The sequence below is a fragment of the Terriglobales bacterium genome, assembly GCA_035624455.1.
In the GTDB taxonomy this organism is placed as follows: domain Bacteria; phylum Acidobacteriota; class Terriglobia; order Terriglobales; family Acidobacteriaceae; genus DASPRM01.
The window spans coordinates 1-24,429 of sequence record DASPRM010000066.1 but is presented as its reverse complement, the minus strand read 5'-3'; the positions used below and the strand labels follow the sequence as shown (position 1 = coordinate 24,429).

Annotated in this window: 26 protein-coding genes; 14 read left to right on the top strand and 12 right to left on the bottom strand. The window is 58.0% G+C overall.

Going from position 1 to position 24,429, the window contains the following annotated elements:
• The coding region (locus VEG30_07085; protein HXZ79676.1) for a carboxypeptidase-like regulatory domain-containing protein at positions 1-342 on the bottom strand (342 nt) is incomplete at its 3' end.
• A 433-nt stretch (positions 343-775) separates the two neighbouring features.
• Here VEG30_07085 and VEG30_07080 point away from each other — a divergent pair.
• The 4 genes from VEG30_07080 to ispF all read left to right on the top strand — a co-directional run bounded on the left by VEG30_07080 (position 776) and on the right by ispF (position 2,940).
• Positions 776-1,141 (top strand): hypothetical protein, encoded by a 366-nt coding sequence (locus tag VEG30_07080; GenBank protein HXZ79675.1) that lies wholly within the window; start codon positions 776-778, stop codon positions 1,139-1,141.
• Complete coding sequence (locus VEG30_07075; GenBank protein ID HXZ79674.1) at positions 1,138-1,602, top strand: vitamin K epoxide reductase family protein; 465 nt, start codon at positions 1,138-1,140, stop codon at positions 1,600-1,602. Before VEG30_07080 ends, VEG30_07075 begins: the two co-directional genes overlap by 4 nt.
• Before the next feature lie 64 nt (positions 1,603-1,666).
• A complete protein-coding gene (ispD, locus tag VEG30_07070; protein HXZ79673.1) occupies positions 1,667-2,419 on the top strand; it encodes a 2-C-methyl-D-erythritol 4-phosphate cytidylyltransferase in 753 nt (250 codons plus the stop codon).
• A gap of 56 nt (positions 2,420-2,475) precedes the next feature.
• On the top strand, positions 2,476-2,940 hold the full coding sequence (ispF, locus tag VEG30_07065) for a 2-C-methyl-D-erythritol 2,4-cyclodiphosphate synthase (GenBank protein ID HXZ79672.1): 465 nt from the start codon (positions 2,476-2,478) through the stop codon (positions 2,938-2,940).
• A 130-nt stretch (positions 2,941-3,070) separates the two neighbouring features.
• Here the strand turns inward: ispF and VEG30_07060 are convergent, their stop codons facing one another.
• The 7 genes from VEG30_07060 to VEG30_07030 form a co-directional block, all read right to left on the bottom strand.
• On the bottom strand, positions 3,071-3,490 hold the full coding sequence (locus VEG30_07060; protein ID HXZ79671.1) for a GxxExxY protein: 420 nt from the start codon (positions 3,488-3,490) through the stop codon (positions 3,071-3,073).
• 251 nt (positions 3,491-3,741) lie between these two features.
• Positions 3,742-7,155, bottom strand: a complete 3,414-nt coding sequence (locus VEG30_07055; protein HXZ79670.1) for a diguanylate cyclase — start codon at positions 7,153-7,155, stop codon at positions 3,742-3,744.
• 362 nt (positions 7,156-7,517) lie between these two features.
• Positions 7,518-8,099, bottom strand: a complete 582-nt coding sequence (locus VEG30_07050) for a protein-disulfide reductase DsbD domain-containing protein (protein HXZ79669.1) — start codon at positions 8,097-8,099, stop codon at positions 7,518-7,520.
• Positions 8,096-8,713, bottom strand: coding sequence for a TlpA disulfide reductase family protein (locus VEG30_07045; protein HXZ79668.1), 618 nt, complete (start codon positions 8,711-8,713; stop codon positions 8,096-8,098). The genes VEG30_07050 and VEG30_07045 overlap by 4 nt, the downstream gene beginning before the upstream one ends.
• Before the next feature lie 15 nt (positions 8,714-8,728).
• The gene (locus VEG30_07040) at positions 8,729-9,451 is read right to left on the bottom strand and encodes a cytochrome c biogenesis protein CcdA (protein ID HXZ79667.1); all 723 of its coding nucleotides are present in this window, start codon (positions 9,449-9,451) and stop codon (positions 8,729-8,731) included.
• Positions 9,452-9,558: 107 nt separating this feature from the next.
• On the bottom strand, positions 9,559-9,996 hold the full coding sequence (locus VEG30_07035) for a DUF3592 domain-containing protein (GenBank protein HXZ79666.1): 438 nt from the start codon (positions 9,994-9,996) through the stop codon (positions 9,559-9,561).
• 231 nt (positions 9,997-10,227) lie between these two features.
• Positions 10,228-10,731, bottom strand: coding sequence for an FUSC family protein (locus tag VEG30_07030; protein ID HXZ79665.1), 504 nt, complete (start codon positions 10,729-10,731; stop codon positions 10,228-10,230).
• 152 nt (positions 10,732-10,883) lie between these two features.
• On the opposite strand from VEG30_07030, the gene dut reads away from it, so the two are divergent.
• Both dut and tyrS read left to right on the top strand, forming a co-directional pair.
• Positions 10,884-11,309, top strand: a complete 426-nt coding sequence (gene dut / locus VEG30_07025; protein ID HXZ79664.1) for a dUTP diphosphatase — start codon at positions 10,884-10,886, stop codon at positions 11,307-11,309.
• Positions 11,310-11,481: 172 nt separating this feature from the next.
• Positions 11,482-12,810, top strand: a complete 1,329-nt coding sequence (gene tyrS, locus VEG30_07020; GenBank protein HXZ79663.1) for a tyrosine--tRNA ligase — start codon at positions 11,482-11,484, stop codon at positions 12,808-12,810.
• A gap of 529 nt (positions 12,811-13,339) precedes the next feature.
• Here the strand turns inward: tyrS and VEG30_07015 are convergent.
• Positions 13,340-13,636: an IPT/TIG domain-containing protein gene (locus VEG30_07015; GenBank protein ID HXZ79662.1), complete on the bottom strand. Its 297-nt coding sequence runs from the start codon at positions 13,634-13,636 to the stop codon at positions 13,340-13,342.
• Between the two features lie 505 nt (positions 13,637-14,141).
• Here VEG30_07015 and VEG30_07010 point away from each other — a divergent pair.
• The 4 genes from VEG30_07010 (at position 14,142) to VEG30_06995 (ending at position 17,016) form a co-directional block, all read left to right on the top strand.
• The gene (locus VEG30_07010; GenBank protein ID HXZ79661.1) at positions 14,142-14,528 is read left to right on the top strand and encodes a GIY-YIG nuclease family protein; all 387 of its coding nucleotides are present in this window, start codon (positions 14,142-14,144) and stop codon (positions 14,526-14,528) included.
• 94 nt (positions 14,529-14,622) lie between these two features.
• Positions 14,623-15,522: a diacylglycerol kinase family protein gene (locus VEG30_07005; GenBank protein HXZ79660.1), complete on the top strand. Its 900-nt coding sequence runs from the start codon at positions 14,623-14,625 to the stop codon at positions 15,520-15,522.
• 149 nt (positions 15,523-15,671) lie between these two features.
• Entirely contained in the window at positions 15,672-16,562 is an 891-nt protein-coding gene (sppA, locus tag VEG30_07000; protein ID HXZ79659.1) for a signal peptide peptidase SppA, read from the top strand.
• 94 nt (positions 16,563-16,656) lie between these two features.
• On the top strand, positions 16,657-17,016 hold the full coding sequence (locus tag VEG30_06995; protein HXZ79658.1) for an HU family DNA-binding protein: 360 nt from the start codon (positions 16,657-16,659) through the stop codon (positions 17,014-17,016).
• A 41-nt stretch (positions 17,017-17,057) separates the two neighbouring features.
• On the opposite strand, the gene pgeF is transcribed toward VEG30_06995, so the two are convergent.
• The gene (pgeF, locus tag VEG30_06990; protein ID HXZ79657.1) at positions 17,058-17,957 is read right to left on the bottom strand and encodes a peptidoglycan editing factor PgeF; all 900 of its coding nucleotides are present in this window, start codon (positions 17,955-17,957) and stop codon (positions 17,058-17,060) included.
• A 138-nt stretch (positions 17,958-18,095) separates the two neighbouring features.
• Here pgeF and VEG30_06985 point away from each other — a divergent pair, with 138 nt between their 5' ends.
• Entirely contained in the window at positions 18,096-18,491 is a 396-nt protein-coding gene (locus tag VEG30_06985) for a hypothetical protein (protein ID HXZ79656.1), read from the top strand.
• A gap of 24 nt (positions 18,492-18,515) precedes the next feature.
• On the opposite strand, the gene VEG30_06980 is transcribed toward VEG30_06985, so the two are convergent.
• Complete coding sequence (locus tag VEG30_06980; GenBank protein HXZ79655.1) at positions 18,516-19,592, bottom strand: DUF4105 domain-containing protein; 1,077 nt, start codon at positions 19,590-19,592, stop codon at positions 18,516-18,518.
• Between the two features lie 278 nt (positions 19,593-19,870).
• Here VEG30_06980 and VEG30_06975 point away from each other — a divergent pair, with 278 nt between their 5' ends.
• The 3 genes from VEG30_06975 (at position 19,871) to VEG30_06965 (ending at position 23,990) form a co-directional block, all read left to right on the top strand.
• Entirely contained in the window at positions 19,871-21,706 is a 1,836-nt protein-coding gene (locus tag VEG30_06975) for a phosphoenolpyruvate carboxykinase (GTP) (GenBank protein HXZ79654.1), read from the top strand.
• 198 nt (positions 21,707-21,904) lie between these two features.
• Positions 21,905-22,879, top strand: coding sequence for a type I phosphomannose isomerase catalytic subunit (locus VEG30_06970; protein HXZ79653.1), 975 nt, complete (start codon positions 21,905-21,907; stop codon positions 22,877-22,879).
• A 7-nt stretch (positions 22,880-22,886) separates the two neighbouring features.
• Positions 22,887-23,990 (top strand): mannose-1-phosphate guanylyltransferase, encoded by a 1,104-nt coding sequence (locus VEG30_06965; GenBank protein HXZ79652.1) that lies wholly within the window; start codon positions 22,887-22,889, stop codon positions 23,988-23,990.
• Positions 23,991-24,230: 240 nt separating this feature from the next.
• Here VEG30_06965 and VEG30_06960 read toward each other — a convergent pair.
• Positions 24,231-24,429 (bottom strand): hypothetical protein (locus tag VEG30_06960; protein HXZ79651.1); only part of this gene is annotated, 199 nt, incomplete at its 5' end.

Sequence of the window (24,429 nt, the reverse complement as noted above, 5' to 3'; positions counted from 1 at the left end):
CTTTGGCGATATGTCAGTCACCGTGCCTACGTTCACGATTACCTGCTCGAGTTTGTAGGCTGCGAAGCCGGTGGCGTTGACGGTAACCGTGTAGACAGAGGGGGCAAGGTTACCTACGCGGAAGTCGCCGGAAGGGTCAGTCTTGGTGGTCTGCTCAGCGTTTGTGGCGTTGTTGCGTACCACTACGGAGGCATCCGACACGACGGCGCCAGTGGTATCTGACACGGTACCGCTGATCGCGCCCTCAGTGGTGGTTTGAGCGAAAGCCATGAGGGGCAGAATAGTAAGAAGGAGAACGAGAATTAGCGCAGACGAGGGTGTGCGGCGCGGGAAGCGAGTCATAAGCCTCTCCTGAAAGAATTTGCCGAACTGGGAGCTATCCTTCCGTTGACCGTCTCTGAATGTTTGTGCCCGGCTTCGTCTGGTACTTACCCCTTCCGATCCGAACTGGAGCGCATGCTCAGCGGGGGACAGAAGGACGCGAAGGCTTTTTACCTGGGCAAGAACGTAGACGGCCCTTGAAGCAAAGCGGACTGATTAAAGCATCAGAGTTTTAACAATTTGTTAAAAAAATGGAGAAAAAATGTCATTTCGCCGGTGAGGGCCAATTTGGTCTTGAGCGAGGTATGCCACTCATTTCGCAAGAGGAAATTCCGCTTGCCCGGCCAATCTCTTTGGAGGTAACTAACGTTTTTCCTCCCCGTCAAATAGGTGCAGCCGATGCACGCCGCACGCTATCCTATGCATACGGCATTCCATTTCGCACAGGACACCGATGACTCGAATCCGAAGCGTAGTTTTCGTTTTGCTTACCTGCCTGCTCACCGGCCTCACTTCCCGGGCCGCCGACAAACCTGCAAATCTGGATAAGTTTGCCCAGTGCCTGTCCCAGAAAAAGGCCACCATGTACGGTCTGTTCTGGTGCACGCACTGCAAGGACCAGAAGGATCTCTTTGGCGATTCCTTCCGCTTCGTCCCCTATGTAGAGTGTGGGATTCCAGGCTCGCGTGGCGAAACCCAGCAGTGCAAGGATCTCGGCATTAAGAAAACACCTACCTGGATCTTCTCTGATGGCGAGCACAAAGAAGGCCTGCTGCAGTTGAAGGATCTCAGCTCCAAGACAGGTTGCACGCTGCCATGACCGGTGTCGCAGACCTAGCTCCTGCCACGACTATCAGGCCTCGCTTCACATGGGTCATCTGCGCTCTGGCCCTCATAGGCGTGGCGCTTTCGGCATACACGCTCCATCTCCATTACAAGCCCAGTGGGGATTCCTTCTGCGATATCGGGGAAACCTTCAATTGCGACATGGTCAACCAGAGCATCTATTCGGTTTTTCTGGGAGTGCCGGTTTCGCTCATCGGCCTGGTCGGTTATACGCTCTTGATCGTTTTGTCCGTCCTGCGTAACCGTGCAGCCTCCTGGTTTTTATTCGCCGCTGCCCTGGTGGGATTGGGTTTTTGCCTCTATCTGACCTACATTGAGGCTCGCGTACTTGCCACCTGGTGCCTGCTCTGTCTCGGCTCGCTGGCGATGATCACCGGGATCGTGACCCTCTCAGCTGTCCGCGTCTTCCGCCCACCTGCCGGACGCCCGGTTTGAGCCCCGCCGTTTTCCGCCTGTATACTATTTGCCCTTTTCGCAGGCTGTTTAACGGAAGGCAGTTATGAGAGTGTTCGTCATCATTCCCGCGGCCGGGCTGGGGACCCGCATGGCTGGAGCCGCGACCACGGGGCGCACCGCCAAGCCGTCCGCCGCCACCTTGAAGCAGTTCGCTGAACTGGGTGGCGCTCCCATCGTCATCCTCACGCTTCGCAAGTTCGCCGCCGTGCCCAAGGTAGATGAGATCTACGTTGCCCTGCGCAAATCCGAGATCCCGGGTTTCCGCACCCGCCTCGATCAGGAAAAGCTGCGCAAGCCGGTTCACCTGGTTGAAGGCGGCGAGCACCGCCAACAGTCGGTCGCCAACGCGCTGGAGGCCATAAAGGCTGCGCCCGAAGACATTATCCTGGTGCACGATGCCGTGCGCCCGTTTGTCGATTCCGAGATCATCCAGAGTGTGATCGAAGCTGCCGCGCGACATGGCGCGGCGATTGCCGCGGTTCCCGCCGTGGACACCGTCAAGCAGGTCGATCGTACCGCCGAGGGCGCTGTGGTCAACACCACGATTCCGCGCGAGCACATTGTGCTGGTGCAGACGCCGCAGGGATTTCGCTATCACGTCATCCGCGACGCATTCCACGAAGCCACCCGCGACGGATTCACGGGAACCGACGAGTCTTCACTGGTCGAGCGCTCCGGGCACCAGGTCGCCGTAGTCATGGGATCGGCCCGTAACCTGAAGATCACGACTCCGTCTGATCTCGAACTGGCGGAGTTTTACCTGTCATTGGAGACACGCCGGCCTCTGGCGGGTTAGAGAGCCGGGGAACAATCCGTGAAAATCCGTGCCAATCCGTGGCCAAGGTTTAGCCGATGAGGATCGGCTGCGGCTACGATTCCCACGAATTCCAGCCTGGTATTCCTCTCAAGATCGGTGGGGTTGACATTCCGCATCCGCAGGGGCTTGCCGGGCACTCCGACGGCGATGTGCTACTACACGCTCTCACCGATGCGCTGCTGGGGGCGGTTGCCGCCGGGGATATCGGGGCATTCTTTCCGCCGTCTGATCCGCGTTGGAAAGGAGCAAACTCTGCGGTGTTCGTGACCGAAGCGCTCAAGCAGATTCGCATCGCCGGCTACCGCATTGCCAATATGGACTCGACGCTGATTCTTGCTCAGCCAAGAATCGGCCCGCACGCACGCGAAATTCAGGAAAGTGTTGCGCGATTGCTGGGCATTGAGACATCGCGGGTGAGCGTCAAAGCGAAGACTCCAGAAGGGACCGGAACGGAGAATGCGGCCATCGCACAGGTGGTGGTGTTATTAGAAAATGCGTGAAGTGGAATGGCCACGGATTTCACGGATTTCCACGGATTGAAAAACTTAAGTTCTGACGCGTGGTCGAGAATTCACTTATCGGTTTTCTTTTGTGTTTTTCGTGACAGTGCCGTGGCTGGTCTTGATCGACCTAGAATCCCTCAGCCGCAACGCACACATGTTCACGCGTCTTCTTCCGGTCATTATCGAATAACAATCGAAGGAACTGAGGGCGCAATCCGAAGCTGAGCAGCAGCCCAATTTCGATCTCGGTGGCGCGCAAGTAATGCAGCAACTGTGCCTGATGTGCCGGATCAAGTGCTTTGGCAGCTTTCAGTTCCAGCAGCACTGATCGCTCAACCACTATGTCGGAGCGGAAGTCTCCGATCCTGTGGCCCCGGAACCATACAGGTATTGGCACCTGGCACTGGACCTCCAGCCCAACCTCGGTCAGGGCTATGGCCATCGATTGCTGGTATACCGACTCCAGAAAACCATGCCCCAGCTCGTTATATACGTCGTAGAAGACACGTATAACTTTCGCGGTCACGTCTCCGTGTTTCAGAGGCATTTGATCGCTCGCGTTCGGATAATGCTGCAGGAAGGGAAGCGAGTTGAAGCTGTAATTGCTAGCTCCATGAAAACCCGTCTAGTCTTTGGGTCTCATTATAGGAAGAGCTCGCCACGGGTTTCACGGATGCTCACGGATTGAAGAACTTAAGTTCTGACGGGCTGTCGGATTTTTATTTTTGGATGTTTTGGTGGTTTCTTTTTTCTAGAGTTCTTCTGATCCGTGCTAATCCGTGGAATCTGTGGCGGGATTCACATCCTATGCAAGTTCGCTGCACGCCGGGTCATCTGTTCGCCCTGCAGCAGATTCAGGAACACCGACACGATGTGAGGATCAAACTGGGTTCCGCTTCCTCGTTGCAGCTCGTCGATTGCTTCGGGTGCGGTTCGGGGCTGGCCAAAGGGACGGTCCCTGACCATGCTCATGTAGGCGTCGGCAACCGCGATGATGCGTGATCCCAGCGGGATCTCCTCGCCCCGCAGGCCGTCGGGATAGCCGCTGCCATCCCAGCGTTCGTGATGATGCTTCACCAGTTGCTGGATTCGCTCGCCTCCCGGGATGCAGCCCACGATCTCGGCCGATACGGTGGAATGCATTTTCACGATGTAGTACTCATCCTCAGTCAGAGAGCTCGGCTTGCATAGCATTCTCTCCGGAATCACGATTTTGCCTACATCGTGAACCAGGGTCGCGTAGGAGAGATCCAGCAGTTCCTCCGGCCCCATACCGATTTCACGCCCCACGGCCTCAACATATCTGGCGACATCCTGGCCATGGCCGGTGCCATAAACTTCGCGGGCTTCAGCGGCGCGGGTAAGCGCGAGGATGGCTTCCTTCATCGGCTCGGGATCGTCCTGCAGGCCGCTGCACATCTTGCGCAGGGTGGCCACCAGTTCGTCGGCGGACTCCGGTCCCATGTGCTCACGCTGCAGGAAGCCCTCGATATACGAGGCCACCAGTTGCCGCTGTACCGCGATGGTTTCGCCTTCTTTGAATTCCTCTGCGGTCGAGACGCGATTGCCGCCGGCGTGCTTGGAGACGTACATTCCCGCATCGGAGACGCGCACGATGTCTTCTACCGTCGATCCATGCAGCGGGAAGCTGGCAACGCCAAAGCTGCCGGTAATGTGGCGCTCGTTCAACATGGGATCAGTGGCGATCCAGAGGCGCAGGCGCTCGGAAAGGATTTGCGCCTGCTCGATCCCGGTTTCCGGCATGAGGATGACGAACTCGTCGCCGCCATAGCGGGCAACGACGTTGGACTGGCGGCATTTCTGTTCGAGTAATCGGCCGACGCGAGCCAGGACAAGATCACCTTCCAAATGGCCCATGGTGTCGTTCACGTCTTTGAATTTGTCCAGATCGACCATCACGACCGAGAAGGGCCGTCCGGAGCGGGAGGCGCGTTTCCATTCCGCGGTTACACTCTCGAGGAAGAAGCGACGCGTCTTGATGCCGGTGAGGCCGTCGGTGATCGACTGCTGCTGTAGTTTCTGGAACACAAAGGCGTTGTGAAGCGCGGTGGCCAGCAAGTCCGCCAGGGTGCGCAGGATCAGGACATCCTGCTCGCCAAAAGCGTTCTCGCGCTTGCTCTCTACTTCCAGGACCCCGAGCAGGGTCTCGCCATAGGTCAGTGGCAGGCACAGCACCGACTTTGCATCCGCCAGGATGCTGAGCACGTGGCCCTCATCCTCGCCCTGGACCTGCACCATCTCGTTGGTGCGCGCTACCCGGCCCATGATGCCAACGCCCAGGGGCACGCGGCGTCCCAGGGCCATCTTGGCCGTTCCTGCTTCTGCCTTAATTTCGATTTCCTTGGTCGCGTAATCCAGCATGCCGATGCCGATGTAGTCGAGCAGGAAATTCTTCTGAATTTCGGCCACAATTTGGGCCAGCATTTGTTCGGCGTCTTCACTGGAGATCGCGGTTTGAGAGACGCTATTGAGGAATCCCAGATAGCGGGCGCGGCGCTGCTGCTCTTCAAATAGACGGGCATTTTCCACCGCGACTGCCACCTGGCCGGCTGCGGTCTGCATCAGTTCGACGTCGCGCTCCGAATAAACGAACTCGTGATCGTAATTCATGGCCGCCATCACACCGACCGATTTGCCGCCCATAAAAATCGGCACCCCACAGAAGGACTGGGGCGGCCGCCCAGGAAGGTGAGTCGCTCCGATGCGCGCTCGTACCTCCTCCATGCCGGATTTGACCAGTAACGGCTGACTGGTGCGGATCACGTATTCACTCAGACCGTTGGCAGCCTTGCGGGTGCGCTTGGGGAGGACCTCGCCTTGCTCGACCTCCAGTTCGAAGCTCAGATCGTCTGCTAGCAGAAAAGCAACGTAGAAGGTGTCGGTGTCCACGAGGAGGCCGATTTCTTTGTGGATGGCCAGCAAGACTTCATCCGAGTTCAGCCGCGAGCTGATCACCTGCCCCATCTGGGTCAGGAGTTCGTATTCGCGGGTTTTGCGCTGCGTCTCCTGGATGGCGACATGGTTCTCCAGGGTCATCGCGATCTGGTTGGCCAGGCCGGTCAGAAGCCGGAGCTGGGAGGGTCCAAAGGTTTCGCGCTCGCGATGAAGGAAGAGCAGGATGCCGAAGTTCTTGTCGCGGGTTTGCAGGCTGACTGCCGTGATGTTGGCCACCGCATACTGTACGGCGACTTCCTTGAGCCGAGCAAAACGACCGGGCTGGCCGGCAGGCATCGGCTCCTTCGCACCGGGCAGGCCGCGGAGAGTGACCAGGCCACCGCGGCGATAAGCCAGATCGATCAGGTATTCATCGGCGCCGCTAGAGTCCAATGCCGGCATCAAGCCCGGGGGGAATCCCTGTGCCACTGTGGGCAGTGTGCTTCGCCAAGTCTCTGCCGTACAGATAGCCGCTTGCTCGACTTTCAGCACGCGGCAGAGCCGTTCCAGCAGCTTATGGAAACCGGAGATCAGCTCGCCTGCCCCGGCCAGGGCACGATTATCCACGTCGAGGGTGGAGAAAAAAAGGGCATTCTCCTGAACCTTCCTGCGCTCGCCCTCGAACAGCACAATCACCATGGCGATGCCCATGAGCATCTGAGGCATCGGCCCAAGAAAGTTCCCGACATCTCCCAGCCAGCCAAGGAGCCCGCGGTGGAACTGCTGGGACCACATGAGGAGAGCCCATACCGCCAAGGCGAATCCCAGCACCTGAAAACCGATGGCATCCCGCTGACGCCCCACGCGGAAGAACTTGACGGCGGAAAACAGGAGCAGAACAGCGATTAGCAGATGCAAGCCCAGGCGCAACATCATCGGCGTGATCGGCTGGTTTGGTCCACGGTAATATGCGAATACCCAAGTTCCGTATGAGGCAACCGCGATCGCAGCACCGGCCAATGCCCCGTCATACCAGCGGAACTGGTAGCGCTCGCCATCGGTCATGCGGGCGGAAATGAAGATGGCCAGCGCGACTCCGGCTTGACACAACTCAGTGAGGAAGAAGAGCCCTCCGATGGGATAAGTGAAGACCGCTTGCCAGGTCAGGATGGCGTAGTACACACAGAACAGGGCCCAGCCTATTTGCCAGGCGCGGAAAAAAGACTCCCGGCTTTGCTGGTAGAGGTAGCTGAACACCAGCAACAGCAGCAGGGCCGTAATGCCCGGAACTACGATGGCTACTAGCACGGAGTCCATGGGAAGCCGCAACTCTGCCACTTCAGGGGAGGGAAGAAGCCATGCACTGCGCGGAGCTTGACAGCCCGGTCGGGAAAGCTGTGGGAACGAACTGGCGCGCACCGCCCCGCCGCGTTGAAACGCTACACAACCACAGACCTCAAGCATCTATAAACGCGGCAGTGCTCAGAACTATAGGGGCATCGGCTGGCCACGTCAATCGCCCGCCTCGCCTTCAATGCCACTATCCGCGCGCTGAAAGAACCCTTTTGGACATGTCCGAACGGGCGACCCTGCGGGGAAGCAGAGTTCTCCGCTGGAATGCAAGGAGGGCCGAAAGGTACAGGTCTCGACGGATCGCTGAATGCTGCGTGCTAATTGATCTATTGGTGTACGTGCGGACTCTGTCCGGGATTCTTGCGGACGGTCTTCACCTTGCCGGTCCCCACCAGCACGTCAAACGTCACCGGCACCACTCCTGGCGGGTAACAAACGCGGTTATCACAGGCTTGATATTTCAGCTGGCCGTGCACGCGATAGTGACCCTTGGGGGTGGACTGTGCCGCATTCACCAGCCCTGTAATCTCAAAATTACCGGCATAGACACTGAGCTTCTCGTCGGGAGCAAAGGGAAAGGTCTGAATGTGGCCTTCAGGGTAGGTGAGCTTGCCCACTGAGACGTCGGTGGGCAGATCCAGATGGAGTGCCGTGGGGATCAGAAGCTGTGAGGTGGGCTTGTTGGAATTGATGTGATAGCCGGGCAACACTCGAAAGCTGATTTGCAGCGGCGACGAACGCCCCTGGACAACGTTGATGGTCTTGATGGGGGCCAGCGTGACTTTTGGCTGTCCGGTGGGAATGGCAGGGTCCTGAGTCCAACTGGGGACGGCCAGGGCCATCAGACAAAGAAAGGCGGGAATTAAGCCCGCCCGGGAGCGATTTCTCTTCTGCGAGACTCTGTTCATTGGCCTCCGGCCACCGCAGTTCCGACCTGGGCCCTCTGAGGACGATTGTCAGCGCTTCCTGTGCTTTGCCCCTGCTTCAATGCAGCCTGAATGTTCTCCACCACTTCACGATGCCCAGCCAGTCCGGCCACTCGCTTGACAATCTTCCCATCGCGGCCGATGTAGAACGTCAGCGGCAACCCTTCTACCCCGCCGTAGAGATCCGCCACGTGGTCGTTGCCCAACAGCACGGGGTAATTCATCTTCAATTCCTGAACCATCTTGCCGACCTTATCGCGACTATCGCCGTCGTCCATGGCGACGCCGATCACCTGCAGGCCTTCGGGGGCGTACTGCTGCTGCAGCTCCACGAACCAGGGGATCTCAATTTTGCACGGCGGACACCAGGTCGCCCAGAAGTTAAGCAGTACCGCTTTGCCACGATACTCAGAGAGCTTCACCTGCTTGCCATCCACACTGGCGAGCTGGAAATCGGGCGCCAACACGCCCTTGGGATCCTGCGCTCCCAAGGCGCCTGAAGAGCCCTCACGCGGTTTAGCCAGATATTTCCCCGCCACGAGCATGCCGGTAACTACTATCGCCACGACGATAAAAACCAAAACATTGCGATTCACAGAAAGACTCCTCGATTAAAGCGCAAAGCGATTCAAGAACGCCAGGTAACCCGAGAGCATGGTCAGATGCCGTGTCAGGATTAATACCCCGATGGCAATCAATAACACCCCGCTTACTACCTCAACGGTGTGCAAATGGCGCCGGAACCTGCCATAGAAGGCGAGAAAAAGGTCAACCCCGAGCGATGTCAGCAGAAATGGCACAGCAAGTCCGGCAGAATACACCGCCAGCAGCATCACTCCCTTGAGCACCGTATCCTCGCTGGCGGCAATCGCCAGTATGGTAGCCAGGATCGGCCCGATGCACGGCGTCCAGCCGAAGGCAAAGGCAAATCCCACCAGGAAGGATCCCCAGGCCGAACTGCTGCCCTGAACGCCATGCATCCGCTTATCGGCATAGAAAGCCTTGATTTTCCAAATGCCGGTGAGGTGCAGACCAAAAATAATGATGATGATTCCTGCGACCCGCGTCAGCAGAGGATAAAAGCGGTGGGTAAGCTGCCCGAGCGAAGAGGCAACCGCCCCCAGCGCGATGAACACCAGGCTGAACCCCACGATAAACATCAGGGAGTTCAGCATCACCGTGCGCAGCACTCTCTCTTCCCGGGTGCTCAGGTTCTCAATACTGGCTCCCGAGATCAGCGACACGTACCCGGGCACCAGCGGCAGCACGCACGGCGACAGAAAGGACAACAGCCCTGCCACGAAGGCAGCTATGGGAAGAGGTGCACCTGACATTGAAGTTATTCTAACAACCCCGAATTAAAGCCCTCTCGGACCCCGGTTCAATTGATGAGATGTCCGGCAAGCTCATCCGTTACAAACATTTAGAAGATTAGACGCGACTACGGGGCGGAGGTAATCCCGCTTTTGCGGTTCCACTTGGTGCCGCTATGCAGGCCAGACCAGGATTCAGAGACCACGATGGAATCCCCTGGGTTTTGCGGGTCATACTTCACCGACGCCTGCAGCCCTACTTTGCAGGTGTGGATATCTACCAGCTGCCTTATGTAGGTGACGTCCTGAGAAGCTTCATACTGCACGCCAGCAACGTCGTACTGGTAAATCAAAACCTGAACCGGACCGCCTTTGCCGTTGGCAGCCAGTTCGCAGGCATCGATAACTGTGCCGTCTGTTATGCGGCCAACGGCGTTGAGCCTGTAGCGGCGCTCTCTTTCCAGTTGTTCGGGAGTCTTCCGCCGCCGGTACCCAAAGTAGGCGGCGACGAAGGCCACCACTGCAATTCCGGCCACGGCATAGGGAATGTAACCAAAACTGTCCATCTGATTAGGTCCAGCAACTATGCAAGGTCGTGCTGATGGTTATCGTGAGTAATGGGGCAATTCTACCCATCCGAATGCCCAAAATTGGGTTTTCGGTTGCCAACTCCTCAGTTTTCCCCGATTCCGACCGCGATGCAAGTGGAAGATGTCAAGAAAGCGAACTCGGCGGTACCTTCCCGGTGGTTCCCTTTGGTGAGTCAGCACCGAGCGGTGGTTCCCGCGGCTTGCGAGTTAGCTTTTCGTGCTTGCATCCCGTTCCGGCCACACTGCTGTTACTACCAAACCCATGACCAGGCCAATCGAGACCTCTATGAAGCGATGGAAGGCAATGAGCCAGGGGGCATGTACACGTGGCACGAGCATGACTATAACTAGAGTGATGCCGGCATACCGATAGGCGGCTCTCACTATGCGCAGCAGTTGGCAAACGAGCCCGAGCGTGAACACGCCTATGCCGAAAACCAGAATATTTCCGGGCCAATAAGCAGCCGCCAGTCCGCCGGCAAACGCACCCAGGACTGTTCCAACGAGGCGCTCCACCGAAACAGGCAGCGCAGCTCCCAGGGTCGATTGCATGACGATGAAAGTTGCAATCGGAGCCCAGTAGGCTTCCTGCATATGGAACAACCGGGCGGCCAGGAAGGAGAGGACGCCTGCTATTGCAGTGCGTGCCGAATGCATAATCGAAGGTGGGTTGTCGCCCCGAATCCATTTTTCAATCTCTTGGGTTTGCACGAACACTGCCCTCGAAAAGGAGAATTGCTGCCCTGATCGCAGAATTAAGTCCCACATTGTAGTTTCAGACTGCAAGTCAAACTCCCCGATCAGTCGATTCATTCCTGCCGCAAGCTCACCCCAGCTCCTGATATCCTCGCGGCATGCTTAAAGTGAAGCTGTTGACCGCGACCGCCAGGCCTCCTGCTATCGCGCACCCCGGCGAAGACCTGGGCTACGATCTCTTTGCATCGGAGTCGGTCGGCATTCCTGGACGGGGCTCGGCCATCGTTCCCACCGGCATCTCCATCGAATTCGACCTAATCGATGGCAGGCCAGTGGGCGCGCTGATCCGCGACAAGTCTTCTCTGGCAGCGCGCCGGATCATCTGCACCGCCGGGGTGATTGATGCCGGTTACCGCGGCGAGATTCGCGTTGTTATGGAGAACCTGGGAGAAGAGGCGGCACAGATCCATAGGGGGGACAAGATTGCCAATCTCATCCCCTATCCCGTGCTGACCAGTGAAGTGGAAGTGGTGAATGAATTAGCAGAATCTCTGCGCAATGGAGGCGGCTTCGGATCTACGGGAAGAACCTAACCAGAAAGGAGACAAAGGATCACGAGGCTCGCGAACGCCTCACCACCCGATACGCCTTGATCCGTTGCCCTGGGCGGTGCGCGTTTTCCTAAATGCTAACTGCTAATTGCCAATTGCTGGCTGCTGAGTGCTGACTGCTGTCTCCTAATTGCTCCCGCTATAATCGTGCGCAATGGCCCAATTCCCTCCCGTCGATGAGCAACTCGCCTACCTGAAGAAGGGCGCCACGGAAATTATTCGTGAAGACGAGCTCCGGGAGCGGCTGGAAAAATCGCGCAGCAGCGGCCAACCCCTGCGGGTAAAGGCTGGGTTCGATCCCACCGCTCCCGACCTGCACGTCGGCCACACCGTGCTCATCCGCAAGCTCAAACACTTTCAGGATATGGGCCACACCGCCATTTTTCTGATCGGCGATGGCACCGGTCTGATCGGCGATCCCACCGGCCGCAACACTACCCGGCCTCCGTTATCCCGTGACAAGATCAACGCCAACGCCGAAACCTACAAGGCGCAGGTGTTCAAGATCCTCGATCCCCAAAAGACCGAGGTTCGCTTCAACAGCGAGTGGCTCTTCAATATCGGATTTGAGGACTTTGTGCGGCTCGCCGCCAAGTTCACGGTTTCGCAGATGCTGGAGCGCGAGGACTTCCACAAGCGCTTCCAGGAAGAAAAACCGATTTCACTGCATGAGCTGCTGTACGCAATTTTCCAGGGCTACGACTCGGTTGCACTCAAGGCCGACGTGGAGCTGGGCGGCAGCGATCAGAAATTCAATCTGCTGATGGGGCGCCAGCTGCAGCGCGAGTACGGCCAGCCGTCACAGATCGTGCTCACCATGCCGCTGCTTGAGGGCACTGACGGTGTGCAGAAGATGTCGAAGTCGTACGACAACTACATTGGCATCACCGAGCCGCCGCTGGAGATGTACGGCAAGGTGATGTCCATTTCCGACCAGCTGATGTGGCGCTATTACGAGCTGCTGACCGATGTGAGCACCGCTGAGATCGAGAAGATGCAGGCGCAGGCCGCAAGCGGAGCTATGAACCCAATGCAGTACAAGAAAGAGCTGGCGCGGCGGATTGTGGCCGATTTTCATGGACGCGAAGCGGCTCAGAGGGCCGCGGAAGACTGGGCGAAGCAGTTCCAGCGGGACGAGGTGCCGGAAGAAGTAGAGGAGGTTTACTTCAAGTTTCTTGAGAAAGCGGAAGGTAAATCCGATGTGATGTTTGTGGATTCTTCGAAAGTGAGCCACGAACAACTTTCGGGGGCTGTCACGTTCAGCGGCCCGAAATATCACAGTGTTCGTTTAGATAAGCTATTGGTTCTCGCCGGAATGGCCGACTCCGCAACAGATGGTCAGCGAAAGCTCAAAGCCGGTGCAGTTAGGATCAATGGAGACGTCCAAGAGTCGCCGCTTGTGTTTGTGGATAGGCTGCCGTATAAGTTCATCGTTCGAGTGGGCAAGAAGATGAAACGCGCTGTCATCCTTCCTGCAAAGTAGTCCCTTTCAACTGTCATCCTGAGCGACGCGCCCGTCTTGCTTTTCCGACCCGCGCTTTGTGCAGGTCGCGGGCGCGGAGTCGAAGGACCTTGCCGTTGTCGCAGTGGAACTCAGACCAGTACTGTGGGATTTTTCTGGTGCAAGGGAGACACAGGGTCCTTCGACTCGGATGCGGATTGTATGTGATAGCCAAGACTTGAGCTTGCACGCCACGCTGTCGGAGAGGGTCGTACCCGTCAGGCAGGGTCTTATGCGGGTCTTGAGCGCAACGCTTAGGGCGAAGAGACGGCGCAAACTTGCGAAATCGCCTGTGGCTGTTGAAAAAGTCCCTTGGACCCTAATTCGCGTCAAACTAGATGACCGGAAATGTATCCACAATCGGAGAAAATCGTTTATAGGGCATCCTGACGCGATGTGATTTTTGGTGACCGGGCCGGAAAAGAGTTTTTCAACAGCCACGCCTGTTATCAACAGTAATGAGCCAACAGCCTCGCGCTTCATCCTTCACCCACTGACACAAATGGAACGCCTAAGTGACGGTCAAAGTCAGCGTGGCACTCTGGCCGCCGCTGGAACAGCCGAGGTCGCCGGAATTGCCGGCGGGAGTTTGCACCTGAACGTTGTAAGTCCCGGGAGCCACGATCATGGAGGAGGTGATCGTGACTGTGAGCTGAGAGCTGCTGTTCACTGCAGTGGCGAGGGTGGCGCCGTTGAAGATCACAACCGAAGAAGACACGAATTCGCTGCCCGTCAGGGTAAGAAGGAAACTGGCCGGCAACTGCGAGAAGACCGTGGTTGTAGGAGAGATCGATTTTAGGACAGGCACGGGACGGGCGCTCCCGCACAAGGGATTTAACGCATTGCATCCTGGCAGGACGACCAGCAGGATCACCAAGGAGCCGAGGCGATAAACGGAAGGCATGACTGCAGTTTAACTCGGCGTGTCGAAGACTGATGGGAAATGGGCGCCGCGAGCGAACGGCATAGCAGGGCAGCTATTTTACGCACGGCCTTGGCTTCAATCCGAATGCGCTCGGGGGTGAGGGCAAAGCATTGTCCCACCTCCCCCAACCGCACTTCGTCTTCCGGAAAGGACTGCAAACTTGAGGGCTTAGTTGCGCGCTGCTCGGATAGTTGACGTAATATCGCGATAGCACTCAAAATCCCTAATCGAACACCAGTCTGCGTCCGATACGTAGAAACTCGCCAACCCTGTCCGCAAGGTCGAGTCCAAGCTATTACAGTTTTTGACATGGCCCCGTCCTCGCTCAGGATGACACTCCAAGGATTTTTCGCGCGATTAAATATCGTGCGGTGTCAAACTGCTTCACATGTTAGCGGCGTGCCAAGTACAGAACGAGGACGGAGTCGAAACACGTTACGGTTTGCAGGCCCCGCCGACATCACAGACTTCTCTGGTGCAGCCGTGCTCAACGAATCCCATGCCCCAAGACCATCGTTATTGGGTCTACATGGTAACCAGCAGTTCGCGTCGTGCACTCTACATTGGAGTCACAAACAACCTGGAGAAACGGGTCTGGCAACACCAGAACGGCACCTTTGGAGGCTTTAGTAGCCAGTATCGAACCTCGCGGCGGGAGCGCTTCGACGATATTCGCTCTGCAATCAATCGTGAGAAACAGTTAAAGGGCTGGACTAGAACAAAAAAGGGAGGCGCTCATTCGAGCCGCGAATCCGTCGTGGAGAGACTTGAGTGAAGGTTGGTAGGTAACCCACCGCTACGAACCGCAAGGTGTTTCGACTCGGGCCGGGGTTCATTCGCCCGGCCCTCGCTCAACATGACACTCCAGAGTGGCGCACTCTCTCCCCCTGCGCTACCCTTCCTCCGCTTTGCGCGCGCTGGCCATCTTTGGACCAAATGCTTCGTTACGCGATCTCGAGACATTTCGCATCGCGAATGAGGATGTCGAGATCACACCCGCTGCCACCATCTCTGCCCCAGCCGATGTTGCGCTGATTTTCGGAGGGGATGGAACGGTCCACCGTCATCTACCGGCGCTGGCCGAAACAAAGATGCCCACGCTAGTTGTTCCCACCGGTAGCGGAAACGATTTCGCGCGTGCCCTCGGCCTGGCGAAGATGCGCCTCGCCGTGGCCGCGTGGCAGCGCTTCTGTACGAAGCCAGACAACGTGCGTGTGATCGATCTGGGCGCCATCGAGCCCATAGGCGGCAATTCGAGTGACCGCCAGATCACTCTGTTCTGCTGCATCGCTTCCGTCGGCCTGGACTCGGAGGTCAACCGCATTGCCAACAGCTATCCGCGCTGGCTGCGAGCTCATGGGGGTTACCTGGCTGCGGTGCCTCCCGCGCTAGCGAGCTTTCGCCCGTTTCATCTGACGATCCGCCGAGACGATGGACATGATATTCATTCCGAGCCTGCCACACTCTGTGCTTTTGCCAACGCTTCCTCCTATGGCGACGGCATGCGCATTGCTCCGCGGGCGCAACTCGAAGATGGCCTGCTGGATGTCTGTTTTGTCCGCAGCGTCTCCAAACTCCGGCTTCTGCAGATGTTCCCGAGCGTGTACCGGGGAACGCATCTCCGCTTTCGGGAGATTTCCTATTCGCAGACGAACCGTGTAGAAATAACCTCCGACCGTCCCACGGATGTGTATGCGGACGGTGAGTTCGTCTGCCGAACACCGGTGCGAATCTCGATCATGCCCAAGGCGATGCGCGTGATCTGCTGAACTACCCAGCCTCCGCCAAAATAAGCCGGAAGGTGGGTCACTCCCATGATGCCGGGAGCAAAAGCGGCGATTGCTTCCTTCGGCGCACGGTCATCTCCCGAGTGCTAAACTTGTCACCTTCTATGGCAAATGAAGGTCGCTCTCGTACGTTGCTCTGGATTCTGATTGGCGGTGGTGTCTTTGTTCTGTTCCTGCTGGCGGTATTCTCGCTGGTTTATTACACCGTGCGCAGCCAGCAGGGCGGGGCGGAAGTAGTGCGGCAGGGCACAGGCGGCAAGATTGCCGTGGTCGATCTGGAGGGGGTCATCATCACCCCCAAGATCGTCAAAGACCTGAAGAAATTCGGCGATGACGACTCCATCAAGGCCATCATCGTGCACATCAACACCCCTGGAGGCGGGGCAGCGGCTTCAGAGGAAATTTACCGGGCAGTGCGGCGCATTCGGGACGAAAAAAAGAAAAAGATCGTTGCCTCTATCGAATCGGTGGGCGCCAGCGGCGGTTACTATGTGGCCTCGGCGACCAACAAGATCTTTGCCGATGGCGCCAGCATCGTGGGCAGCATTGGCGTGATCATGGAATGGTACAACTACGCGGACCTGATCAAGTGGGCCAAGCTGAAGAATATCGTCATCAAGACCGGTGAGTTCAAAGACACCGGTAATCCGGCGCGCGATCTCACCCCAGCGGAGCGCACCTACCTGGAGGGCATGGCGCAGAATATGCTTGGCCAGTTCGTGCACGCGGTAGCCGACGGCCGGGGACTCAAGCAGGATCAGATCCAGTCGATCGCCGACGGCCGGGTTTGGACGGGGCAGCAGGCGAAAGATCTGAAGTTAGTAGATGAGGTGGGCGACTTCGAAGCTGCCGTTAAAGACACGGCCCAGACCGTGGGCATCAAGGGCGAGCCAACGCTTGTCCGCCCGGAAAAGGAGAAGCGCAGCGTCTTGGACCTGTTGTTCGGCGATGCTTCCGACCTGTGGCCGGACCCGAGTAAATTACTGCAAAAGAACGTGGGATTCTATTATCTGTGGAAGTAGCTTGTAGCTTTTCGGCTGCGGGTTGGGTAGAGTATATTGCCTAAGCGGCTATCTTCCATAAAGTTAGGGCCAGGATATCCAGACCGGAACTCCCATCGAGGACGTTTCAGCTTCTCAAAGGACAAGCGCAATGACAAAGGCGGATCTGATCGAAGAAGTTTCACGTTTAGCCGAACTTACCCGCAAGGATAGTGAAATCATCGTAGAAACCATCTTCGACAGCATCGTGCGCTCACTGCGCTCGGGGGACAAGATCGAGATCCGCGGATTTGGCAGTTTTCGCACCCGGCAGCGCAAGCCCCGTGTGGGCCGCAATCCGAAGACGGGCGACCGCGTCGAAGTTCCCGCCAAGAAGATCCCCTTCTTCAAGCCCAGCAAGGAATTGAAGGACGTGGTCAATACGACGGCTGGGGCCACGGCCGGCACGCCTTCCAGCAGCGCACCCGGAATGTAGCCAGCTGCAAAGCAGGTCGAGTAGAGCCTCGGGCGCGTCGTTCAGGATGACAACCGGTGATTGTGAGATGCGCGGGGCCGGATTCCGATCGCTCCCATCATCCGCCCCGTTAGGCCCTTCTCTGCACGGTGTGAAAACAGTAAGTCGGTACGGCAGGAAGTACACAAATCGATAACTTCGATATTCTCCGGCGGAATGCCTGCATCCATCAACTGCCGGCGATTAGCCTCCACCAGATCAAGATGCACTTTGCGGGGCGGCAGCCCATGCCCGGGCGCACGCTGGTTGAGGAACATCATAGGGTATTTCAGGTGGAGCGCCTCAGAATCGGAGATTTCGTCAAAGAGGGCGTCAGCGTAGTCAAACTGGGCGGCAAATTTATCGCGAAATTCTTCTTCCACCTCATAACAACAGCGGTGAACGCCGGGGCCGATCGCGGCCAGCAAGGCTCGGGGATTCGATCCGAAGTGCCGGCGCATCTCGCCGACACCCTTCTCGACGATGCGCGCCAGGGTGCCGCGCCATCCGGCATGAAAGGCGGCTACCGCGCGCAGTTGCTCATCGGCAAGCAGGACCGGCAGGCAGTCTGCCACACGCACGGTGAGCAGCAGTCTGGTGGTCCTTGTGATCAGGCCATCGCCCGCCAGAGGCTGCGACGGCGCCTTCTCAATGAAATGAATTGCCGGCGAGTGAATCTGCTTCAACACCGCGATCGGCCAGGGCCAGGGCCGAGGATCGGCTCCGTTTCTTCGCCTCGCCGCTCCAATCGCCAGCGCAAAACGCCGCCGGTTTTCCTCAACCGCCTGGCGCGTGTCTTCAGAAGTGATGCCGAGGTTGAGTGCGTCTCCGCCATAGGCCTCGGAAACGCCACCCCAGCGCGTGCTGAAGCCGTGCACCAGCCAGGGGAGCCGGCTGAGGTTGTGGGCGGCAAGCGCCTGCAATTTTCCTTTTGATTGAGGCTGAACCTTCTTCCGGACAGGGTTTGGCCGCCTGAGTTGTCTTTGGGGCTGGGTCACCCAGGGATTTTAGCAATTCCAGGTCGCAAAGCCGGCATTGGTGGTTCATCCGAAGCAGTGGGTTTGCTTGCCTGCGTTGCGGTCAGCTATATTCGTGACTCCATGTACGCCGACTTCCGAGCCAAGGATCGCTGGAGCGGGGAAGAAATTCGCTGCACGTATCAGGCGCTGATCGTGGCTATAGCTACGCGCCACGCCGACGCCGTGGACATCAAGTTCCTGGCCAACGGGCAGCCGGTATGGATCGCACTGCCTCATCCTGCCTGGGTCGAATACAACAAACGCACCGGCAAAATCCTGAACGATGCCCTTGCTGTGGAGATCGCAGGTCATTACCTGAAGTGGGCAATTGAATCCGGAGAAGGAATCGGCCGCGAGATGTACACCCTCACCGTCGAAGAAACCCTGAAGCACCTGGACGAGCTCGCCCGCGAAGCCCACGCACTGCAAGCCAAGTGAGTTACGACTCTTCACAGCTGTTAGCTAAGGTGGGGTTTCCTCGAATCCTGGCCGCCTTTCGCGGATGCGCTCGGAGAAGTCAGGCGCATCGTTCGCGGCACGTGCCGCTGGATTGATGTAAGCCCGCCGCTTCAATTCTGGAAAGGGGAGCTCTCCAGCCAGGGCGCCATCCTCATACAGCATCTCGTCGGACTTGCCATTCAGCAGGAGCCGCCAGTCAAAACGAGGTCTCTTTCGCCCCCGGCTGGCGGCTGCGTCCACCGCGATATTGGTTGTGCAATTGTTAGTCAGGGCGTTGTACCACTCAGGGTGGTCCCGCAGGTGGTTCATACGGGCAACATATTCGAGGAACAGCCGCCGCGCCTCTTCAGGCCTGGCGCGGGTTCGGAACAGGTAAACGTCTTCCCCGATGCGGTAATTGGAGCGCAGCCGCACCACGTCGCGCTCGTCGGCAGGGATATAGATCAGCTCGTATTGCCGAAAGAAGCCGCGAATCGCGGAATAGCTCTCGCCGACTTCCTTGCGAGTCTCAATTGAGAAGGCCAGATGATCGTGGTCACCAAACTGAAAACTCAGAATGGGATGCGCGATCCACGGCGAGCCCCACCAGGTCAGGAAGAGATCAATCCCTCGCAAATCCGCAAGATTCACGGTCCTGGTTTCCCAATGCGGTGTGTAGTCGGTCTCGGTGCGGTAGTCGCAATTGCGAACATTGTGGATGGTGACGCGATCGCCGGCGATTTCCGCCCAGCCAAGCTCGGCAACATCCGGCTGCCACAGCCGCGTATTTGAGGGTTTGAGTGATAACCACCACGCGAGCACAAGTAAAAACCCGCCGCCACAAGCCGCAATGCCCCAAGCGCGCGGCTTGAGGAAGATCGCGGCCACCAGCATCGCCGCCAAATACAGCGCGGCTGCAACTACTCGCAGCTTGGCGATGGGAAAATCGAAGTACAGCGCGGAAGCTGCCCAAAGGGTCAGCAGTGCAAGCACGAGGAACAGAGCCGCCCAGCCAATCACTCGCAGGCCTCGGTAGTGCGGGCTAGGCTGCAACTCCAGCCGGCAGAAGCTGTGCTCGCCGTTTGCATGTGCGGTCCCCATGGTAGAACAAGCACCAATTGTTATAGGAATTCATGGAATTTCTGGCAGGAAAGGCTATATCGCGGGGAAGGTACGAGATCACAATTGTTTGTGACTATCCGCACATTATGGGTGGCCCGGGGGGCGCAGAATCTTGGTGCATTGATTCCGACCAAGCCTCTGGTGCACTGTGAGTTAGGCTCCCACGGGCACGGAATGTTCACCTGCATCCATTCCCTGCTTGGAACGTCATGATGCTTAGTGCACAATGAGGTCTTGTGCGTCGAAGGAGACGCTCTATGGCTAGCCTCACGGAAACGATTTTTGCTGAGCCGTCCGGTAGTGAAATCCGACACAAGGCCCTGGCACACTGGGTGGAAGAAGTAGCCCGCGTCTGCCAGCCGGATGCGGTGCACTGGTGCGACGGATCGGCTGAGGAATATCAGGCCATGCTGCGCCTGATGATTCAGGCGGGCGTGGCTATAGCACTGGAGCCTAAGAAACGCCCCAACAGCGTTCTAGTCCGTTCGAATCCGGCGGATGTTGCCCGCGTCGAAGACCGTACTTTCATCTGCTCCCGTTCCAAAGACGATGCTGGTCCCACCAACAACTGGGAAGAACCGGTCAAGATGCAAGAGACGTTGACCAAGCTCTTCACCGGCGCGATGGTGGGCCGCACCATGTACGTAATCCCCTACAGCATGGGTCCCATTGGTTCGCCGATTGCCAAGATTGGAGTCGAGATCACCGACTCGCCGTACGTCGTGGCCAACATGCATACCATGGCGCGGGTGGGCACACGCGTGCTCGAGGTTCTGGGCAGCGACGGCGAATTTGTTCGTGGCCTGCATTCCGTGGGCGCGCCACTGGCCGCGAATCAGCAAGACTCCACCTGGCCCTGCAATGCCGAGCACAAATACATCTGCCATTTTCCTGAAACACGAGAGATCTGGTCGTTTGGCTCCGGGTACGGCGGAAACGCCCTGCTAGGCAAGAAATGTCACGCGCTGCGCATCGCCTCAGTGCAGGCCCGCGATGAGGGCTGGATGGCAGAGCATATGCTGATCCTGAAGCTCACCAGCCCCGAAGGTAAGGTCAAGTACATGACCGGGGCTTTTCCTTCGGCCTGCGGCAAAACCAATCTGGCGATGCTGATCCCCACCGTCCCAGGCTGGAAGGTGGAGACGGTTGGCGATGATATCGCCTGGATGAAGTTCGGCGCTGACGGCCGGCTCTACGCCATCAATCCCGAATACGGGTTCTTCGGCGTGGCGCCCGGCACCAGCATGAAGTCGAACCTCAACGCGATGCTCACCATCACCCACAACTCGATTTTCACCAATTGCGCCATGACTCCTGATGGTGATGTGTGGTGGGAGAGCATGACCGATCAAAAGCCGCCGCAATTACTGGACTGGCTGAGACGGCCCTGGACACCGAATTCTGGACGCAAAGCGGCGCATCCCAATGCGCGATTCACCACTCCAGCCAAGCAGTGTCCGGTGATCGCGCCCGAGTGGGAGGATCCCAAGGGCGTGCCCATCGATGCCATCCTGTTCGGCGGACGCCGCGCCGGCGTGGTGCCGCTGGTGGTCGAAGCGTTCGACTGGCAACACGGCACCTTCCTCGGAGCCACCGCCAGCAGCGAAACCACCGCAGCGGCAGCAGGCAAAGTCGGTCAACTGCGGCGCGACCCGATGGCCATGCTGCCCTTCTGTGGCTATCACATGGGAGACTACTTTGCGCACTGGCTGCAGATCGGCATCAAGGCTCAAGCCTCCAAGTTGCCGCGGATTTATTACGTCAACTGGTTTCGCCAGGATGCCAACGGCCGATTCCTGTGGCCCGGCTACGGCGAAAACAGCCGCGTGCTGAAGTGGATTTTCGAGCGCTGTGCAGGAACGGCTAACGCTGAGGACACCCCGATCGGCCGGTTGCCGGCTCGCGGTGAGCTAGACCTGGACGGGCTGGATGTAACCGCTGAAGCGATGGAAGAGCTGCTTCGAGTGGACGTGCCCGGGTGGCTGGTGGAAGTGCCGCTGATTCGCGAACACTTTGCCAAATTCGGTAACCGCCTGCCGGAGGGCTTGCGCAACGAAGTCGATCGCCTGGAGCAGCGGCTGAAGAAGGCATAGCGAGGGATCCAGCTCCTCGCGGCTGGTCATGCTGAGGCCGCATCGGGCGCGAGGCATCTATGCATTGCTTGTTCCGTGAGCGGCCCGGCGGGGATCGGATACCGCATTTTCGTAATTGACGTGCAGCACATGTCCGCAGCTGCGCGTCCGACTGTACGTTAATATCTACAGCGGATGGTGGATCTCTATCCTCTGCGGATGGCCCCGTACTTCAGTGAGCGCGTCTGGGGAACGCGCGATCTCTCGCCTTACTTCACCGCGCCCGGCACCGAGCCCATCGGGGAGGTGTGGCTGACCGGCGATGATTGCAAGGTAATTGACGGTCCGCTGGCAGGAAGCTCGCTGGCGGAGTTGAGCTACCGCTTCCAGCGCCAGCTGGTCGGAGAATCTGCGCCTGAACCAAATCGTTTTCCCCTGCTGACTAAATTCTTATTTCCGCATCAAAAGCTCTCCGTGCAGGTTCATCCCGATGACGAAGCTGCCCGCTGCATCGGCCAGCCCTGGGGAAAGACGGAGTGCTGGTATGTGCTGCATGCCGTCGCCGGAGCGCAAATTGGCCTCGGCTTAAAGCCGGGGACAACCAAGGCGGAATTCGAGCGCGCCATTCACGAAACCCGCGCCGAGGAGTTGCTGAACTGGGTCGACCTGGAAGCGGGAGACATGATTTTTGTCGATGCCGGAACCGTGCACACCATCGGACCCGGCTCCGTACTGGTGGAGACGCAGCAGAGTTCCGACACGACTTTTCGTCTATATGATTTCGGGCGTCCGCGGGAACTTCACGTGAAGCAGGGACTGGATGCGATGAAAGAGCTTACCCGCGCGGGGAAGGTGGCCCCGGAAGTTCAGGATGAATTCAACACGCTTTTGATTTCCAACCCATACTTCCGAGTGAACAAGTATCATCTCCGCGGAGGGCAGGGGCAGCTGTTGAGGGCATCACAGCAGGAGGCGCGAGACCGATCTGTCGAGATCATCGTTGGACTGCAAGGGGCTGGAATGCTCGATGCCAGGGGGCATACTCCAGTGTTGTTTGGAGGTGGCGAAGCAGTCGTGATCCCCGCTGCCATCGAGGAATTCATGGTCCGGGGGCAACGGGAAGTAGAATTCCTTACCATGACGGTTCCGCCAAAAACAGAATTTTCGGCTGCGCAGCAATCTCCACGAGACTGATCAATCCTTGGCTAAGAAATCCAATTTCTATCCCGTAATTCTGGCAGGTGGACGGGGCACACGCTTCTGGCCGTTGAGCCGCCGTAAGCGCGCCAAGCAGATGCTGGCGCTGGATGGCAAGCAAACCATGATTCAGCAGACGGTCGCGCGATTGCTGCCGCTGGCTTCTCCCGCGAACTTCTGGGTGATCACGAATTCCGATCTGCAGGCCGGGATCGCGCGACAACTGCAACGTCTGAAACGCAAACAGATCATCGCCGAGCCCGTTGGCCGCAACACAGCGCCGGCAATCGGACTGGCCGCTTTCCTGTTGATGCGTGAAGATCCGGACGCCGTCCTCGGGCTGTTTCCTGCGGATCACGTCATCGAGAACGAACGGGAATTTCGTACTGTGATCCAGCGGGCCATAGCTGTTGCTGCCGCGGGAGAAAACATGGTGGTGATGGGAATCCAGCCACATCGACCGGAGACAGGATACGGCTACATCGAAGCCGGCAAGAGCGCATCGGAAGGACTGCTTCATGTGCGCCGCTTCACCGAAAAACCAAATCTGGAGAGAGCAAAAGAATTTTGCGCGGCGGGGAATTACTTCTGGAACAGCGGCATGTTTATCTGGGGCGCACGCACCCTGGTCAATGCCATGCGCGAACATCTGCCGGAGACAGCAAAGTACCTGGAAGAAATCGCCTCCGCGTTTGGTACACGGCGTTTCGTCAGTACGTTTCGCAAGCTCTATCCCAAGTGCGAAAACATCAGCGTGGACTACGCCATCCTGGAGCCGCGTTCTGGCAAGGGAGAAGAGCGCTCGCGGCTGTATTGCATCCCCTCAGATATTGGCTGGAACGATCTGGGGTCGTGGGCTGCTCTCTATGAACATCGCACTCAGGCCCGTGACGGAGAGAATGTGATCCAAGGCGAAGCTGAATTCGTCCTCAATTCCCAGGGCAACTACGTGTATGCCCCCGGGAAATTCGTGGCCGCGGTGGGGGTGAAGAACCTGGTAGTAGTGGAAACGCCGGATGCACTGCTCATCACTACACGCGAGCAGGCGCAGGATGTGGGCAAAGTGGTGAAGTATCTGGATGAAAAGAAACTGACCCGGTTGACCTGAGGTGCTCGCGTGTTCAGCCAGAAATCAACAATTTGCGCAATGGGCAAGTGTCCCATCCTGAGGGTAGCGAAGGGTGGGATCGAAGCACCCTACACCAGAATCGGGTGAAGCGTGGACCGTCGGACTGGTCATGGAGCAGCTATCGCTCGTATGCTTTCGGACAAGCAGCTTTCGTTGTGTGTTAAACATGTAATTGAAGACTGCCTCAGCGATGCAAACCTGATTGCCACCCACCCTTCGCTAGCGCTCAGGATGGGGCACCCACGGCTTAGGTTGTGCGAGCAGAATGGTATAGGTGGTTGAGGGCGGCGCGCAGACTTTGCCCAGCAGGGGAACTAGGCCACTCAAGCCAAAAGAGGGCTTGAGTGGGCACCCGCCCGACACGGTGGAAAAGGGAAGAGCCCAGGTCTCGAAAAGCGCGAGACCTGGGGCACCCGGC

Coding starts and splice junctions, on each gene's coding strand:
- VEG30_06975 (HXZ79654.1), top strand. CDS start 19,871: ATGGCTAGCCTCACGGAAACGATTTTTGCTGAGCCGTCCGGTAGTGAA.
- VEG30_07035 (HXZ79666.1), bottom strand. CDS start 9,996: ATGGACAGTTTTGGTTACATTCCCTATGCCGTGGCCGGAATTGCAGTG.
- VEG30_07050 (HXZ79669.1), bottom strand. CDS start 8,099: ATGAACAGAGTCTCGCAGAAGAGAAATCGCTCCCGGGCGGGCTTAATT.
- VEG30_07010 (HXZ79661.1), top strand. CDS start 14,142: ATGTTAGCGGCGTGCCAAGTACAGAACGAGGACGGAGTCGAAACACGT.
- VEG30_07060 (HXZ79671.1), bottom strand. CDS start 3,490: ATGCCTCTGAAACACGGAGACGTGACCGCGAAAGTTATACGTGTCTTC.
- VEG30_07040 (HXZ79667.1), bottom strand. CDS start 9,451: ATGTCAGGTGCACCTCTTCCCATAGCTGCCTTCGTGGCAGGGCTGTTG.
- VEG30_07075 (HXZ79674.1), top strand. CDS start 1,138: ATGACCGGTGTCGCAGACCTAGCTCCTGCCACGACTATCAGGCCTCGC.
- VEG30_07055 (HXZ79670.1), bottom strand. CDS start 7,155: ATGGACTCCGTGCTAGTAGCCATCGTAGTTCCGGGCATTACGGCCCTG.
- ispD (HXZ79673.1), top strand. CDS start 1,667: ATGAGAGTGTTCGTCATCATTCCCGCGGCCGGGCTGGGGACCCGCATG.
- VEG30_06980 (HXZ79655.1), bottom strand. CDS start 19,592: ATGGGGACCGCACATGCAAACGGCGAGCACAGCTTCTGCCGGCTGGAG.
- VEG30_07080 (HXZ79675.1), top strand. CDS start 776: ATGACTCGAATCCGAAGCGTAGTTTTCGTTTTGCTTACCTGCCTGCTC.
- tyrS (HXZ79663.1), top strand. CDS start 11,482: ATGGCCCAATTCCCTCCCGTCGATGAGCAACTCGCCTACCTGAAGAAG.
- ispF (HXZ79672.1), top strand. CDS start 2,476: ATGAGGATCGGCTGCGGCTACGATTCCCACGAATTCCAGCCTGGTATT.
- VEG30_06970 (HXZ79653.1), top strand. CDS start 21,905: ATGGCCCCGTACTTCAGTGAGCGCGTCTGGGGAACGCGCGATCTCTCG.